The 15535-nt window shown below is 66.7% G+C and carries 15 protein-coding genes; 2 read left to right on the forward strand and 13 right to left on the reverse strand.

The features are described from left to right. From GC150_17470 to GC150_17495, 6 genes are all read right to left on the reverse strand, one after another. Nucleotides 1-393: urocanate hydratase (locus GC150_17470; protein MBI1386695.1), on the reverse strand; the 393-nt coding region annotated here is incomplete at its 3' end. 40 nt (nt 394-433) lie between these two features. After that, the gene (locus tag GC150_17475; GenBank protein ID MBI1386696.1) at nt 434-1576 is read right to left on the reverse strand and encodes an acyl-CoA dehydrogenase; all 1143 of its coding nucleotides are present in this window, start codon (nt 1574-1576) and stop codon (nt 434-436) included. Then, entirely contained in the window at nt 1573-2835 is a 1263-nt protein-coding gene (locus tag GC150_17480) for a CoA transferase (protein ID MBI1386697.1), read from the reverse strand. Before GC150_17480 ends, GC150_17475 begins: the two co-directional genes overlap by 4 nt. Further along, nucleotides 2832-3638 (reverse strand): N-formylglutamate deformylase, encoded by an 807-nt coding sequence (hutG, locus tag GC150_17485; GenBank protein MBI1386698.1) that lies wholly within the window; start codon nt 3636-3638, stop codon nt 2832-2834. Before hutG ends, GC150_17480 begins: the two co-directional genes overlap by 4 nt. After that, entirely contained in the window at nt 3638-5182 is a 1545-nt protein-coding gene (gene hutH / locus GC150_17490) for a histidine ammonia-lyase (protein MBI1386699.1), read from the reverse strand. Before hutH ends, hutG begins: the two co-directional genes overlap by 1 nt. Beyond that, complete coding sequence (locus GC150_17495; GenBank protein ID MBI1386700.1) at nt 5183-6475, reverse strand: imidazolonepropionase; 1293 nt, start codon at nt 6473-6475, stop codon at nt 5183-5185. Nucleotides 6476-6492: 17 nt separating this feature from the next. On the opposite strand from GC150_17495, the gene GC150_17500 reads away from it, so the two are divergent. Continuing rightward, nucleotides 6493-7872: a formimidoylglutamate deiminase gene (locus GC150_17500; protein MBI1386701.1), complete on the forward strand. Its 1380-nt coding sequence runs from the start codon at nt 6493-6495 to the stop codon at nt 7870-7872. After that, nucleotides 7872-8600: a UTRA domain-containing protein gene (locus GC150_17505; GenBank protein ID MBI1386702.1), complete on the forward strand. Its 729-nt coding sequence runs from the start codon at nt 7872-7874 to the stop codon at nt 8598-8600. Before GC150_17500 ends, GC150_17505 begins: the two co-directional genes overlap by 1 nt. A gap of 30 nt (nt 8601-8630) precedes the next feature. Here GC150_17505 and GC150_17510 read toward each other — a convergent pair whose 3' ends face one another. The 7 genes from GC150_17510 to GC150_17540 all read right to left on the reverse strand — a co-directional run bounded on the left by GC150_17510 (nt 8631) and on the right by GC150_17540 (nt 15162). Further along, nucleotides 8631-9410, reverse strand: coding sequence for a peptidase (locus GC150_17510; GenBank protein ID MBI1386703.1), 780 nt, complete (start codon nt 9408-9410; stop codon nt 8631-8633). Between the two features lie 71 nt (nt 9411-9481). Further along, nucleotides 9482-10285 (reverse strand): transglutaminase family protein, encoded by an 804-nt coding sequence (locus tag GC150_17515; GenBank protein ID MBI1386704.1) that lies wholly within the window; start codon nt 10283-10285, stop codon nt 9482-9484. Between the two features lie 54 nt (nt 10286-10339). Next, entirely contained in the window at nt 10340-11281 is a 942-nt protein-coding gene (locus tag GC150_17520; protein MBI1386705.1) for a hypothetical protein, read from the reverse strand. A 36-nt stretch (nt 11282-11317) separates the two neighbouring features. Then, nucleotides 11318-12712, reverse strand: a complete 1395-nt coding sequence (locus tag GC150_17525) for a circularly permuted type 2 ATP-grasp protein (protein MBI1386706.1) — start codon at nt 12710-12712, stop codon at nt 11318-11320. A 218-nt stretch (nt 12713-12930) separates the two neighbouring features. Beyond that, complete coding sequence (locus GC150_17530; protein MBI1386707.1) at nt 12931-14004, reverse strand: SidA/IucD/PvdA family monooxygenase; 1074 nt, start codon at nt 14002-14004, stop codon at nt 12931-12933. A 314-nt stretch (nt 14005-14318) separates the two neighbouring features. Continuing rightward, complete coding sequence (locus tag GC150_17535) at nt 14319-14639, reverse strand: 2Fe-2S iron-sulfur cluster binding domain-containing protein (protein MBI1386708.1); 321 nt, start codon at nt 14637-14639, stop codon at nt 14319-14321. A 157-nt stretch (nt 14640-14796) separates the two neighbouring features. Beyond that, nucleotides 14797-15162 (reverse strand): Hpt domain-containing protein, encoded by a 366-nt coding sequence (locus tag GC150_17540; protein ID MBI1386709.1) that lies wholly within the window; start codon nt 15160-15162, stop codon nt 14797-14799. Between the last annotated feature and the right edge of the window lie 373 nt (nt 15163-15535).

Consider the following 15535-nt stretch of genomic DNA (forward strand, 5'->3'; position numbering starts at 1 on the left):
CATCTGCCCATACATGGCGAGGCCCTTGCGGTCGAGTTCGTTGAAATGGTCCCAGGTCGCCCAATGTGGCACAAGGTTCGAATTCGCAATGAGCACGCGGGGTGCATCGACGTGGGTGCGGAACACCCCGACCGGCTTGCCGGACTGGACGAGCAGGGTTTCATCGTCGCCAAGGGTTTTCAGCGTTGCGACGATGAGATCGAAATCCGCCCAGGTCCGCGCCGCCCGTCCGATGCCGCCATAGACGACCAACTCGTGCGGGTTTTCGGCCACATCAGGATGCAAATTGTTCATCAGCATCCGCATTGGCGCCTCGGTTGCCCATGATCGAGCCGAGATCGTGCTCCCCGTCGGGGGATAGACGTCGCGCATGTTGTGACGCGGGTTGCTCATCCCATTCCTCCTCCTTGATAGTCTCACCGGGTCCCCGCGCTCAGGAGAGAAGGTGGCCCGCGATGATGTTACGCTGAATTTCCGATGATCCCTCGTAAATCCGCATGATCCTGACGTCCCGCACGAGCCGTTCGATGCCTGTCGCGCGCATGTAGCCGTAACCGCCGTGGATCTGGAGTGCACCGTCCGTTACCCGTCCCACCATCTCCGATGCCGCGAGCTTGGCCATCGCGGCCGCGAGCGAGAATCGACCGCCGAGCCCGCGCTGACGCGCCGCATCGAGCCCCAGAAGTCTCGCCCGCTGGAGATCCAGCGCCATGTCGGCGAGCATCCAGCCGATCCCCTGGCGGCGCGCGAGTGGTTCTCCGCCGATCCGCCTCTCGCGCGACCAGTCGATGGAGAGATCGAGCGCGCGCCGTGCGGTTCCCGTACACATCGCAGCGACCTCGATCCGCCCGTTGTCCAGCACCTTCATCGCCGTGCGAAATCCGCTCCCCTCTGACCCGAGCATCCGTTCGGCGGGCACCACGCAGTCGATGTCGATCTCGAAGACGTGTCCGCCCCTGAGCCCCATCGTCTCCTCTGGACGGCCGGGAACGAAACCCGCCGTGCCGCGCTCGACGAGAAATGTGCTGATACCGCGATGGCCCGCGCCCGGATCACTCACGGCGAAGACGATCGTGAAATCCGCGTATCCGGCATTGGAAATGAAGCACTTGCGACCTCGCAGCCGCCAGCCGTCCGAAACCGGCTCCGCGCGTGTTCGCATGTCGGCGGGATCCGACCCGGCACCTGGTTCGGTCAGTGCGAACGCACCGAGCAGAGTGCCCGCGCCAGCCCGTGGAAGGAATTCGCGTCGCAACGCATCACCGCCAGCGATCAGGATCGCATCCGTCGCCAGAAAGTGCGCCGTCAGCGCCGAGACCGTCGAACCACAACCCGCCGCGATCGCCTCCACCACCCCGTAGAGCGCGGTTGGAGAGATCCCCGGTCCACCATATTCCTCCGGCAGGTTCGCCCCGAGCACCCCGATTTCACCGAGTCCCGACAGTTGCCGGTCGACCCAGATCGCGGACCGGTCCGTCTCATCGGCGAGCGGCGCAATCGCCTCCGAGACATACCGCCCGACCGTCTCCAGCAGGAGCGCTTCGTCCCCGTCTATGAGATGCTCGAGCCCGTTCATCTCTTTCGCTCTCCCTGATCGCAACCAGGGCGGATCGCGCCCTCCGCGACAAGGCGTGCACAGGTTTCCTCCGACACTCCCACGAGCGAGCGCAGCACCTCGAGCGTGTCGGCACCTTCGAGCGGAGCCCCTCGATCCGCACCAAATTTCACTCCATCGAAGCGCACCGGCTGGCCGACGTTGGCAACAGTCCCGAGGCTTGCATGCGGCAACCGCTCCACGAGCCCCCGTGCACCGGCGTGCGCGCCAGCGCTGGCCTCCGCGATGTCGAGAATGGGGGCTGCTGCGATCCCCTCCCTGCTCAGTGCCGCGACCAGTTCTTCGACCTCGAGCGTTTCGGTCCATGCCTCGATCAACGGTCTGAGGACCGCTTCGTTGCGGGTTCTTGCTTCGTCACTCGCAAAGCGCGGATCGTTCCCGAGGCCCGCGTGTCCCAGCAGCGCGGCGAACCGCCCGAACTGGGCCTCGTTCAACACCGCGATAACGACATGACCGTTCCTTGCGCGATAAGCGCCGAATGGGGTCGAGAGCGGGTGGCGGTTCCCGACGCGTTCCGGGACCCGCCCGGTGAACTGGTGCACCGCATGCGAAGTCGGCAGGAGTGAAAACAGGGAATCGAACATCGCGACGTCGATATGGGCCCCCTCCCCCGTCCGCTCACGGCGCAGCAGCGCCGCCAGGATCGCCCAGGAGGCAAAGAGCCCGGCCGCCAGATCACCGAATGATTCGCCGACCTTGAGCGGCGCACCACCCTCCTCTCCAGTCGCGGCCATGAGCCCTGAAAGCGCCTGCACGATGAGATCGTAGGCCGGCCGATCGGCAAACGGCCCATCCTGCCCGAAACCCGATATGCTGGCATAGACGAGGGAGGGCTTCTCTTCCCGCAGCTCCGTCGGTCCGAGCCCGAGGCGCGCCGCGACGCCGGGACGGAAATTCTCGACCACGACGTCGCACGAGAGCGCGAGTTGCCGTGCGAGTGCCCGCGCCTCGGCGTGCTTGAGATCGAGAACGACGCTGCGCTTACCCCGGTTCATCAGCAGGAACAGAGCGCTTTCACCCGTAACGAACGGGCCGATGTGGCGGTAATCATCCCCACCCGGCGGCTCGAGCTTGATGATGTCCGCACCGAGATCGCCGAGCAGCGCGGTCGCAAACGGCCCCGCCATCACGCGCGTCAGATCGAGCACGCGAATGCCGGCGAGCGGCGCTGTGGCGCCGCCCGGGCCCGGCCCGTCCCCATGCCGCGCAGCATCCGTCATCCGCGCGCCCCCGCCAATTGCTCCGCGACCGCCTGGAGCCGGGCGAGCACACCCGCCAGCGCCTCGCGCAAGCGCGTCGCCTTGCCATCGTCCCAGCTCCAGGGCGCCTTCTCGAGCATGTAGGCCGACTGCGCCAGCTCCATCTGGATGGCGTGGAAGCCTTCGAGCGGACGACCGTAGTGCCGCGTCGTCCAGCCCCCTTTGAACCGGCCGTTGAGGACACTGGAGTATCCCTCCGTCTCACGGCACGTCCCGACCACGGCCTCCTCGACGGCCGCATCGCACGTCGTGCCCCCGTTGGTTCCGACGTTGAAGTCCGGCAACACCCCCTCGAAGAGGAAGGGAATACGCGACCGGATCGAGTGGCAGTCGTAGAGAAGGGCGACCCCGTGGCGGGCCTTGACCCGCGCCAGTTCACCAGCCAGCGCCGCATGATAGGGCACGTGCCAGGCGAGTCGGCGCCGTTCGATCTCATTGGGACCGGGCTCGCGGCCCTCGAGATAGATCGCGTTGCCATCGAAATCCGTCAGCGGACAGAGCCCCGTCGTGTTCTGGCCCGGATAGAGAGAAACGCCGGTTGGGTCGCGATTGGCATCGATGACGTAGCGATGAAAATTCGCCTTGACGACCGTCGCCCCTTCGAGGAGCCCGTCGTAGAGGCGGTCGATGTGCCAGTCGGTGTCCGCGAGCCCCAGCCCTTGCGCGTTGAGCGCATCGGCCACCTCGGGCGGGACATGGGTGCCGACGTGAGGCATCCCGAGCACGACGGGCCCATCGCCAGGCACGACCGTGACCGCTTCCATCAGTTGTCCTCCATGACCAGAAGGGGAGCGGAACCCGTCGCAAGCTCGAGCGCCCCGGAGCGCACCAGTGCCGCGGCCGCCGCGATATCGCCCGACACGATGCGATCCTGCCCGAGCGTCGCGACCTCGACGCGCAGGGCCGCGAGAGCCCTTTGCAGTGCCGGACTGGTTTCGAGCGGTGCACGGAACTCCACCCCCTGGGCGGCGCACATGGCCTCGATCCCAAGAATGTGTTCGAGGTTGGCGTTCATCTGTCCCAGCCGGCGCGCGCCGTGCGCGGCCATGGACACATGATCCTCCTGGTTGGCGGAGGTCGGCGTCGAATCGGTCGAGCAGGGCGTCGCCAAGTGCTTGTTCTCGCTCATCAGCGCCGCCGACGTCACTTCCGCGATCATGAACCCGGAATTCAATCCCGGGTCTGGTGTGAGGAACGGCGGCAAATCGTAGCTGAGGGTCGGGTCGACCATGAGAGCGATGCGCCGTTGCGCGATCGAGCCGATCTCGGCGATGGCGAGCGCCGTCTGGTCGGCCGCGAAGGCAACCGGTTCGGCATGGAAATTCCCTCCTGAGACGATCGAACCGGAGCCGGCGAGAACGAGCGGATTGTCCGTGACCGCGTTGGCCTCGGTCCGCAGTGTGCCGGCGACCGAGCGAAGGAGGTCGATGCAGGCCCCGGCAACCTGCGGCTGGCAGCGGATGCAATAGGGATCCTGCACCCGGCTGTCGTCATCGCGGTGGCTCTCGCGGATCTGCGAGCCTGCCATCAGCCGGCGCATGCTCGCGGCCGCCTCGATCTGACCGCGATGGCCGCGAAGTTCGTGGATCTCCGTCTCGAGCGGCGCCGTCGATCCCATGATCGCGTCGGTGGAAAGCGCCGCCGTCACGAGCGATGCGCTCGCCGAACGCCAGGCCGAAAACAATCCCGAAAGCGCGCATGCCGTCGAGAACTGCGTGCCATTGATGAGCGCCAGTCCCTCCTTGGCGCCGAGCGCGGTCGCTTGCAGCCCGGCCGCCTTCAGTGCCGCACCGCCCGGCAGCCGCAATCCGGCAAAGTGCGCTTCACCCTCCCCGATCATCACGGCGGTCATGTGCGCAAGCGGCGCGAGATCACCCGAGGCACCGACCGAGCCCTGAACCGGCACAACCGGAATGACGTCGCGCTCGATCATTCCCTCGATGAGTTCTATGAGCTCCCAGCGCACCCCCGACGCACCACGTCCGAGGGAGAGCAATTTGAGTACCATCATCAATCGGACGAGCGCGGGCTCCATCGCCTCACCGACACCGGCCGAGTGTGAAAGAATGAGATTGCGCTGCAGCTGCGCCGTATCCTTCGCCGCGATCTTGACGCTGGCCAGCTTGCCGAACCCGGTGTTGACGCCATAGACCGGCGCCCCGCCCAGCGCCGCCTCGGCGACGAGGCGTGCCGATGCCTCGACCGCCGGACGCCAAGTCCTCGCGAGCCGCACGGGGCGATCGCTGCGATAAATTTCCTCGAGTTGCCCGAGACGTGCCGACCCTGGAACCAGCTCGACGACACTCATTCACGCCCCCTCGAAAATGCGCGCATGCAACGGATTGAACCCGATCCGGTAGGCGAGTTCCGCCGGATGCTCGACGTTCCAGATCGCGAGGTCCGCCCTCCGGCCCTTCCCGATGACGCCTCGATCCGAAAGGCCGAGTGCGCGCGCCGCCTCACGCGTCACACCAGCGAGCGCCTCCTCCGGGGTCATGCGAAAGAGCGTGCAGGCCATGTTCATCGCCAGCAATAGCGAGGTCATGGGCGAGGAGCCGGGATTGCAGTCGCTCGCCACCGCCATCGCGACACCCGCCCGGCGAAGGAGCCCGATCGGCGGCAACTGCGTCTCGCGCAGCGTGTAGAAGGCGCCGGGGAGAATGACCGCGACCGTTCCGGCCGCTGCCATCGCCGCTGCACCCTCCTCGTCGAGATGCTCGAGGTGGTCGACCGAAAGAGCCCCGTAACGAGCCGCGAGCGCCGCACCGCCGAGGTTGGAGAGCTGCCCGGCATGCAATTTGACGGGCAACCGCAACTCGCGCGCGACGGCGAACACCCGCTCGATCTGGGCGGGAGAAAAAGCGATGCCTTCGCAGAACCCGTCGACCGCATCGGCGAGACCGGCCGCATGCGCCGCCCTCAAAGCCGGTATGCAGACGTCGTCGATGTAGCGGTCCGCCTCGCCCTTGTGCTCGGGCGGTACCGCATGGGCGCCGAGAAAACTCGTGCGCACTTCGACCGCACGCTCCCGCGCGACCTGACGAGCGACGCGCAGCATGCGAAGTTCCGTTTCGACGTCGAGCCCGTAACCCGATTTGATCTCCAGCGTGGTCACACCTTCCGCGATGAGCGCATCCGCCCGCGCCAGCGTCGCCGCAAGCAGCCCCGCCTCGCTCGCTCCGCGTGTCGCAGCCACCGTCGAGACGATGCCGCCGCCCGCCCGCGCGATCTCCTCATAGCTCGCCCCTTCGAGCCGCATCTCGAATTCCCGGGCGCGGTTGCCCCCGAACACCAGGTGTGTGTGGCAATCGATCAGCCCGGGCGTGACCAGCCGGCCGCCCTGATCCTCCCGCGCAAAGCTCGAGAAGCGGTCCGGGCACTCGACCTGCGGCCCGACCCACGCGATCCGCTCATTGTCGATCGCGATGGCGCCATGCGTGATGAGCCCGTAGGACCCCGCGCCGGCCCGCATCGTGGCGAGCGTCGCATTCGTCAGAAGTTTCGGCGACACCGCTTGTCTCCACGTGCTGCGGCCGAAAAGGCCCGGCGGGGGGTTGATCGTGAGGGAGCGCGGGTTTATTATGTCTGCACATATTAACATGTCAAGCGGGGATCGCGATGACGACGATCTGGGCGGAGCAGGCGTTGACGCCAGAGGGCTGGCGCCCGGACGTGCGGGTGGAAATCGGCGATGATGGCCGTATCGAGAAGGTCACGCCTTCGAGCCCGTCACGCGCCAGGCGGGGCAAGACCACGCGCGTCGGCATCCTCCTTCCCGCCCCGACGAACCTGCACAGCCACGCCTTCCAGCGCGCCATGGCCGGGCTGACCGAGCGCCGCGGTCCGGACCCGCGCGACACCTTCTGGACCTGGCGCCGCCTGATGTTCCGCTTCCTCGACCAGCTGACACCGGATCAGATCGAGGCGATCACGGCCTTCGTTCAGATGGAGATGCTCGAGGCCGGCTATGCCGCGAGCGTCGAGTTCCACTACCTCCACCACCAACCCGGCGGCCGCCCTTACGACGACCTCGCCGAACTCTCGGGCCGGATCGTCGCGGCGGCGGACCAGACCGGCATCGGCCTCACCTTGCTCCCCGTCCTCTATGAACACGGTGGCTGCGACGGACGTCCGCTCGGACCGGGTCAAGTCCGCTTCGGCAACGACGCGGAGCGCTTTGCAAGGCTCCTCGAAGGAGCCGGCAAGGCGCTCGCCCGCTTGCCGGCCGATGCCCGCATCGGCGTCGCCCCCCACTCGCTCCGCGCCGTCAGCCGCGAGAGCCTCGCCATCGCCGTCGGCCTCCAGCCGTCGGCACCATTGCACATGCACGTCGCCGAGCAGGTCGCCGAGGTCGAGGAGATCGTCGCCTCCTGGGGCGCCCGCCCGGCCGAGTGGCTCTTTGCCAATCATGATATCGGCACGCGCTGGTGCTTCATCCACGCCACGCAGATGAAGCCGTTCGAGACCCGTGCGCTCGCCCGCTCCGGCGCTGTCGCCGGCCTCTGCCCGATCACCGAATCGAGCCTCGGTGACGGTATTTTCGACGGCGTGAATTTTCTCGCCGCTGGCGGCACCTTCGGCGTCGGCTCCGATTCCAACATCCGCATCGCGCTGGCCGAGGAATTGCGCACCCTCGAATACTCCCAGCGTCTGCGCGACAAGGGCCGGGCCATGCTGGCAACGCCCGAAGCTTCGACCGGCCGCGTCCTCTATGAAGGAGTCTGCCGGGGCGGCGCCCGGGCCGCTGCCCGCGACAGCGGCGTGCTCGCGCCCGGCAACTACGCCGACCTTCTCGCCCTCGATGCCAAAGCCGTCGACCTCGAGGGCAAGCGTGGCGATACCCTCCTCGACAGTTACATCTTCGCCGGCGACGATCGCATGGTCGCCGATGTCTGGTCGGCCGGTCGCCATGTCGTGGTCGCCGGCCGCCATATCGCCCGCGATGCCATCATCGCGCGCTACCGCGCCGCCGTCGCCACACTCACGTCCGCCATCTGATGCGGGAAGGCATCACCGTGCGGTCCCCCCCACCCACCCCGGTCAACTCCTGGCAGACCATCCAGGCCGAAGTGATGCGCCGCATCGCCGAACGCATCTGGCCGGCCGGAGAACTCATTCCGGGCGAGGTCGAACTCGCCGAGGAATTCGGTTGCGCCCGCGCCACGGTCAACCGTGCGCTGCGTGAACTGGCGGAGGCCGGCATCCTCGACCGCAAGCGCCGGGCCGGCACCCGCGTCAGCGCCCTTCCCGTGCGCAAGCCGACCCTCGAGGTGCCCATCATCCGCCTCGAGGTGGAACGGCGTGGTGCGCGCCATGGCCATCGCGTCGTCGAGCGCACCAGCGCGCCAGCACCCGCCGCGGTCGCCTCACGCCTCGGGCTAACCGCCGGCAACCGACTGCTCCACCTGCGCACCCTGCATCTCGCCGGCAACCGCCCCTTCGCCTATGAGGACCGCTGGCTCAATCCGATCGCCGTTCCGGAGTTCTCCTCCGTCGACCTCGCCACCATCAGTGCCAACGAATGGCTTGTCCGCAACGTGCCCCTGACCACCGGTGATTTCCTCCTGATGGCGGTGAACGCGGACGAGACCGTGGCGGGACTTCTCGAAACAGACCCCGGCGCCGCCCTTTTCGTCGTCGAGCGCACAACCTGGTACGCGCGGCGCCCGATCACCTTCGTGCGCCTCGTCTACGCGCCCGGTTACACCATGGAGATGCACGTGTGATCCGGCGCACAGGTCGCGAGGACCGGCATCCTACCTCGGCTGCGCCGGCCTCACCGGCCAACTCGCGTCCGTGTCAGTCGCGTACTCGTCGGCCTTCTGGAAGGCCTCCCTCAGGGCGTCCGACCAAGCCCCGGAGAGCTTGCGAAAATAGGGATCGCTCGCATCGATGCGCCGTTCCTCGCCGACCTCCAGCGCATCCGTGCGATAGATGAGGAGATCGATCGGCATGCCGACGGAGAGATTCGAGCGCAGCGTCGAATCGAACGAGAGCAGCAGCAGTTTCGCCGCCTCCCCCATCCGCATGTCCCGCCGCGCGACGCGATCGAGGATCGGCTTGCCGTACTTGTGCTCGCCAATCTGGATGTAGGGCGTATCGTCGGTCGATTCGATGAAGTTGCCTTCGGTATAGATCTGGAAGAGGCGCGGCCGCTCGCCCTTGATCTGGCCGCCGAGAATGAACGAGGCATTGAATGCGCTCGCGGCCTCGAGCGCGGGCCCGTCGATCCGGCGCACGTCGCGCAGCGCCTCCCCGATCACCCGGGCGACACGGAACATGGTCGGCGCCGACATCAGCGTCTCGGCCCTCGCGTCGGCCGGTTCCGACTGCGCAACGCTCTCGTTCAGCGCCGAAATGACCGACTGCGTCACCGCGAGATTGCCCGCCGTGAGCAACACGAGCACCCGATCGCCCTTTCGTTCCCAGAGATGCAGCTTGCGGAAGGTCGAGATGTTGTCGACGCCCGCATTCGTCCGCGTGTCGGCGGCGAACACCAGACCGCGATCGAGTTTGAGACCGACGCAGTAGGTCATGCGTCCCCCCTTGCCGTCCGGCGATGGCCGAGCCTGCCCTAGCCCCGGTCATCCCGGGCGCCGCCAAGCCCTTACTGCGCGGCCTCCTCGACGGCAATATCCACCGTGAGCATCTCCCCATCGCCGCCGCGCCGTGTTCCGGTGATCGGCGCCGATCCCTCGGCATCGAAACCGCAGGCGACACGCACGTAGCGCTCCGACGGCGAGACCCCGTTGGCCGGATCGAACCCGACCCACCCGAGCCCGGCAACGAAGGCCTCGACCCAGGCGTGCTGCGCGACGGCGGGCGCCTGCCCCGCAACCGCGAGATAGCCGGTCACATAGCGGGCCGGCACTTCGATCTCGCGGGCTGCGGCGATGAAGACGTGCGAGAAATCCTGGCAAACGCCCCGACCGAGCGCGAAGGCCTCGCGGGCATCGGTGCCGGCCGCCGTCGCCTCCTGGTCGAAGGTCATGGCCTCGTGCAGCCGGACCATGATCGCATGCAGCCGCTCGAGGACATCACTGGAGGCGTTCTCGAGCGCCAGCGTCCGGATCGCCGCGTCCGAGCGCGTCAACGGCGTCTCGCGCAGGAACACGCCCGCCCGGCTCGCATCGTCCGTCAGCCCGATGACACCGTGCCGCTCCTCGGTCTCGACGAGCCCTTCCGCGACCACCTCGAAGCGATCGGCAGGGCCCGTGAACGACACGAGATGACAATGGTTCTGGAATGCATCGAGGTAGTGCACCGCACTCTCGATCCCGGGCGCCTCGATGCGCCAGGCTATTGTCCGCTGGCCCGGCGTGTCGCTCGGCGTCAGGCGCAGCCGCTGCACGCCATAGGCCACCGGCTGCTCGTAGACGTAGCTCGTCGCATGGCGGATCGATAATCTCATGGTCGGCGGACGGCCTCCGGTCGGGCTCGGCTCGGGCACGCAACGGGGCCCGGCTCAATTGAAGTGGTAGTCCTCGGCGATGCGCACGCCGAGCGCGTTGTTGCGCGCGGTGAAATCCATGAGGAACTCGTGCAGCCCGCCCTGGAAGACCTCGGTCATGCTCGTCGATGTCAGCCGCGAGAGCGTTGCCGCGCTCATATCGTGGCAGGCCATGCGCTCGCCATAGATCCGATCGAGCCCACTGAGCGAGCCGTCGATCCAATCGTAGGAAAAGCGCAGCGAGCGCGGCATCTGCGGCATCAGGATCATGAACTCGGCGATGTTCCAGGGCTTGTAGCCATCGTGGAAGACATGCCGGTAGGAGCGGTGCGCCGAGACCGAGCGCAGGATCATCTCCCACTGCAGCGTATCGATCTCTCCGCCCACCATGTCGGCGCGCGGCAGCAGCACGTAATACTTGACGTCGAGAATGCGCGCCGTCTGGTCGGCCCTCTCGACGAATGCCCCGAGCTGGCTGAAATGATATCCCTGATTGCGCAGCAGCGTTCCGAGCAGGGCGCCACGAAAGAGGAGGGCGCGTGATCTCACCCAGGTGAGGAATTCCGGCAGTCCGTCGCCGTGCACGCGTGCCCTGTCGACGGCCCCGAACTCGACCCAGGTCGTATTGAGCGCGTCCCACATTTCGCGGGTCACGGCGATGCGCACCGCCCTCGCGTTGTTGCGGGCCGCCTTGAGACAGCTCTCGACGGACGAGGGATTGTCCGGATCGAAAAGCAGGAAATCGACGACCGCGCGTTTGTTGAATTTGTCGTAGCGCTCGAGGTAGCGCTCGAGGCAGCCGGCCCCGGCGAGCGCGCTGCGCCATTCATCGCCCTCGGTCGACGAGCCCGCTGTCAGCATGATGCGGTAGCCGACCTCCACGAGGCGCGTCATGTTCTCCGCGCGCTCCATGTAGCGCGACATCCAATAGAGTGATGCGGCGGTGCGCCCCAGCATGCGCCTATTCCTCCAGCATCCGTGCCATCGCCACTTTCAATCCTCCAGCACCCAGGTGTCCTTGGTGCCGCCACCTTGCGAGGAGTTGACGACCAGCGAGCCTTCCTTGAGCGCGACCCGCGTCAGTCCGCCCTTCGTCAGGCGGATCTTCTCGCCGACCAGCACGTAGGGTCGAAGGTCGACATGGCGCGGCGCGATGCCGGCGGCCGTCATCGATGGACAGCACGAGAGCGCGAGCGTCGGCTGCGCGATATACTTGCTGGGTCGCGCCACGAGCCGCTCGCGGAAGGCCTCGATCTCGGCCTTCGTCGAGGTCGGCCCGACCAGCATCCCGTACCCCCCCGAACCGTGCACCTCCTTGACCACCAGCTCCGCGAGATGCTCGAGCACGTATTTGAGATGCTCGCTCTCGCCGCACCGCCAGGTCGGCACGTTGTTGAGGATCGGCTTTCGCCCCGTGTAGAATTCGACGATGTCGGGCACGTAGGAATAAACCGCCTTGTCGTCCGCGACGCCCGCGCCGGGGGCATTGACGATGGTGACGACACCCGCCCTGTAGAGATCGAAAAGCCCCGGCACGCCGAGGAGCGATTCGGAGCGGAAGGTCAGTGGGTCGAGATATTCGTCGTCGATGCGCCGGTAGACCACGTCGACCCGTGCACCTCCCCGCGTCGTGCGCATCTTGAGCAACCCGTCCTCGATGAAGAGGTCCGAACCGAATACCAGCTCGACACCCATCTGGTCGGCGAGGAAGGCGTGCTCGAAATAGGCCGAGTTGTGGATGCCCGGCGAGAGCACGACGATGGTCGGCTCGCCCTTGGCCGAAGCAGGCGCGACCGCCGCCAGCGTACGGCGCAGATTCTCCGGATAGGAATCGACCGGCGCCACCCGGTGCTCAGCCATGAGATCGGGAAACAGATACATCATCGTCTCCCTGTTCTCGAGCAGGTAGGAGACGCCCGAGGGCGTGCGCAGGTTGTCCTCGAGCACGAAAAACTCCTCGACGCCGGTGCGCACGAGATCGACGCCGACGATGTGCGAGTAGACGTTGCGCGGAGGACTGAAATTCAACATCTGCGGCAGGAACGCCAGGTTGCGATTGACGAGAGCCGCCGGGATCCGCCCGGCCCTCACGATCTCCTGGCGGTGATAGACATCGTGCAGGAAGGCGTTGAGCGCCCGCACACGCTGCTCGATGCCGCGCTCGAGAAAGCGCCACTCCGCCGCCGAAATGAGCCGCGGAATGAGGTCGAATGGAATGAGCCGCTCGCTCGCCTGTTCATCGCCGTAGACGGCGAACGTGATGCCGAGCCGGCGAAAGATTGTGTCGGCCTCGGCCTGTTTGGCGTGCAACAGGCTGAGCGGCTGAGCCTCGAGCCATTCGGCGAGCTGTCTGTAGACGCTGCGCACCCCACCGGTGGCATTGCGCATTTCGTTGAAGACGCCAGCGTAGGGGTCTCGCGGTTCTTCCCGTTTTGCCATGTGTCGCTAGGCTCTTCCCAGGCTGGCGGACCCGGTCGGCACCGCGCCGACCCGCCCGGTGATCCTAGGATGGCGATCGCCGCGCTGCCAAGCGCCTTGCGCGCATCAATTGTAGGCAATCGGAGCACGCGCGGTGCCGGCCCGCCGCGGCGCCGGCCCGGCGGTCCTCACTTCACGCCGAGCTTCTTCTGGAGCGACGTCGAGGAGGTCGTGTACTGGAACACCAGCTTCTGGTCCGGATGGATGATCCTGTGTGCCTCCTGGGCCATGAGTGCAGCTTCGTGGAAGCCCGAGAGGATCAGCTTCAGCTTGCCCGGATAGGTGTTGATGTCGCCGATCGCGAAGATGCCGGCCTCGCTGGTCTGGAACTTTGCGGTATCGACGGGAATGAGGTTTTCGTGGAGGTTGATCCCCCAGTCCGCGATCGGTCCGAGCTTCATCGTCAGCCCGAAGAACGGCAGCAGCCGCGTCGTCGGAACCTCGCGAGTGCCCTCCGGTCCATCGATCGTGACCGCCTCGAGCCGGCCGTCGGAACCCTTCAGCCCCTTCATCTGGCCGAGCAGGAACGAAACCTGCCCCGCCTCGACCTTCTCCAGCATCCGGCGAACCGAATCCGGCGCCGCCCGGAACTGGTCGCGCCGGTGCACGAGGGTGAGCGAACGCGCGATCGGCTGCAGGTTGAGCGTCCAGTCGAGCGCGGAATCGCCGCCACCGACCACCATCACATCCTGATCGCGAAAGTCGTCCATCCGCCGCACGGAGTAGAAGACGCTGGTGCCCTCGTAGGCTTCGATGCCGGGAAGCGGCGGGCGCTTGGGCGTGAACGAGCCGCCACCGGCCGCGATGACGACGACCTTGGCGATGAACGCTTCGTCCATGTCGGTGACGAGCTTGAAGCGCCCGTCGGCGAGTCGCTCGAGCCTGTCGACCCGCCGGTTGTAGTGGAACGTGGCGCCGAACGGCGCAATCTGCTCGCGCAGCTTGTCGGTGAGTTCCTGGCCGGTGATGATCGGATAGCCGGGAATGTCGTAGATCGGCTTTTCAGGGTAGAGTTCGGTGCACTGGCCGCCGGGACGGTCCAGGATGTCGATCACGTGGCACTTCACATCGACAAGGCCGAGTTCGAAGACCGCGAACAGTCCGCAAGGACCGGCTCCGACGATAACCGCATCGGTTTCGATCGGCGTGCCTGCCGTGGCCGTCCGGGGGCTGCTTGCTGTCGCCAGTCCGCTCTCGCTCATATCCCTCGTCCTTCGATCACGCGGGCATTCGCCCGCCTCCCTGTCACCCCCGCCTCGCGATCCGCTCTCAGTCGCCGTCCGCGCGCCCAGGTCGAATAGCGTCCGGCCGCGCCGAGGGCGCCGAAAATCGCCGATCCGTGGGGTGATGTTTCACATGGCGACCGGCATCCGGATCGTCATCCCATCGGCGCCCACGACTGCGGACCAACGGTCAACGCGATCCACACGTACGGGCCGCCGGCACCGGCAACGGCACTGACAACGGCACTGGCACCGCAAGGGTCACCATCGCGGCGCGCCGCGCGCCACGCCCCTCAGAATTGCTTCTCGGGCACCGTCACGCGCAAACCGTCGAGGGCCTCGGTCACCTTGATCTGACAGCTCAGCCTGCTCGACTCCTTCACCTCGAAGGCGAAGTCGAGCATATCCTCTTCCATCTCCTCGGCCTTGCCCGTGGCCGCCCGCCAAGCCTCGTCGACATAGACGTGGCACGTCGCGCATGCACACGCGCCGCCGCATTCGGCCGCGATGCCCGGCACATCGTTCTTGATGGCCGCCTCCATCACCGTCATGCCCGGTGCGGCATCGACGGTGAACTCTTTGCCATCGTGTTGAACGAAGGTGATCTGCACCATCGCTGAGGCTCCCAGGTTGCCAGCTGCTCGCCACCTGCCTAGCTGGCGTCGCGCGCCATCGCAATCGGCAAGATGGGGAAAGGCCTTGCATCGGCGTGGTGGCACTCATGACGCAAAGGCGCGCCATCGCTCGCCTCCGCCGCCGAATGGCGGGCGATCAACGCGCCGCGATCGCCCGGCGAACGCGCTCCAGCTCCGTATGCAGCCATTCGATCAGCGCCGCGCGATGCGCGTCATTACCCGGCCGGCCAGCGGCCTCGCAGTGTGCGGCAATCTCGCCGATGGCGAAGGCGCCGACCCCCCGCGCGGAACCCTTGATGCCGTGCGCGGCGGCCTTCCAGGCGGTTCCATCGGCGGCTTGCCCCAGGCCCGCGACGAGGCGCTCGGTCTCCGTCAGGAAGAGCGCGAGGATCTCGTCCTCGAGATTGCGATTTCCGAGTGTGTAGCGTGCAAGGTGCCCGAAATCGAGCACGGCCACGGAACGGACCTCCGCAAGCACCTCGTTCACCCCAGCCGTGGTCATTCGCTACCTCTTCGAGCACGCGTTCCGTTCGACGCCCCTGTCAGCGACGCATTCTCACCGACAACGGTTGGCAATTTCGCTACAGACGCCCGAAAAACGTGCACAGGCGCCCGCCCGATCGCGATTTTGCCCCAAACCTCGCCTAGCCCGACCAAGGTGGAAGAGTTGGGGAGTCCGGGTGATCACGGCCGCAGGGCCTCTGCTGGCCGGCGCCATCGTGCCCCGGGGAGGGGCGATGGCAGTTTCCGCAAATCGGCCTGGTGAGCCTCAGGCTCGCATCGCAATGGAGTGTGCGTCTTTTGGGGTGTGCCCTCCTCGAGTTGCCGTCACGCGACTGTGGAGATTGGGCGCAACCCCGAATCGGGCGAAGCTC

The organism is Hyphomicrobiales bacterium (assembly GCA_016125495.1).
In the GTDB taxonomy this organism is placed as follows: Bacteria; Pseudomonadota; Alphaproteobacteria; order Rhizobiales; family RI-29; genus RI-29.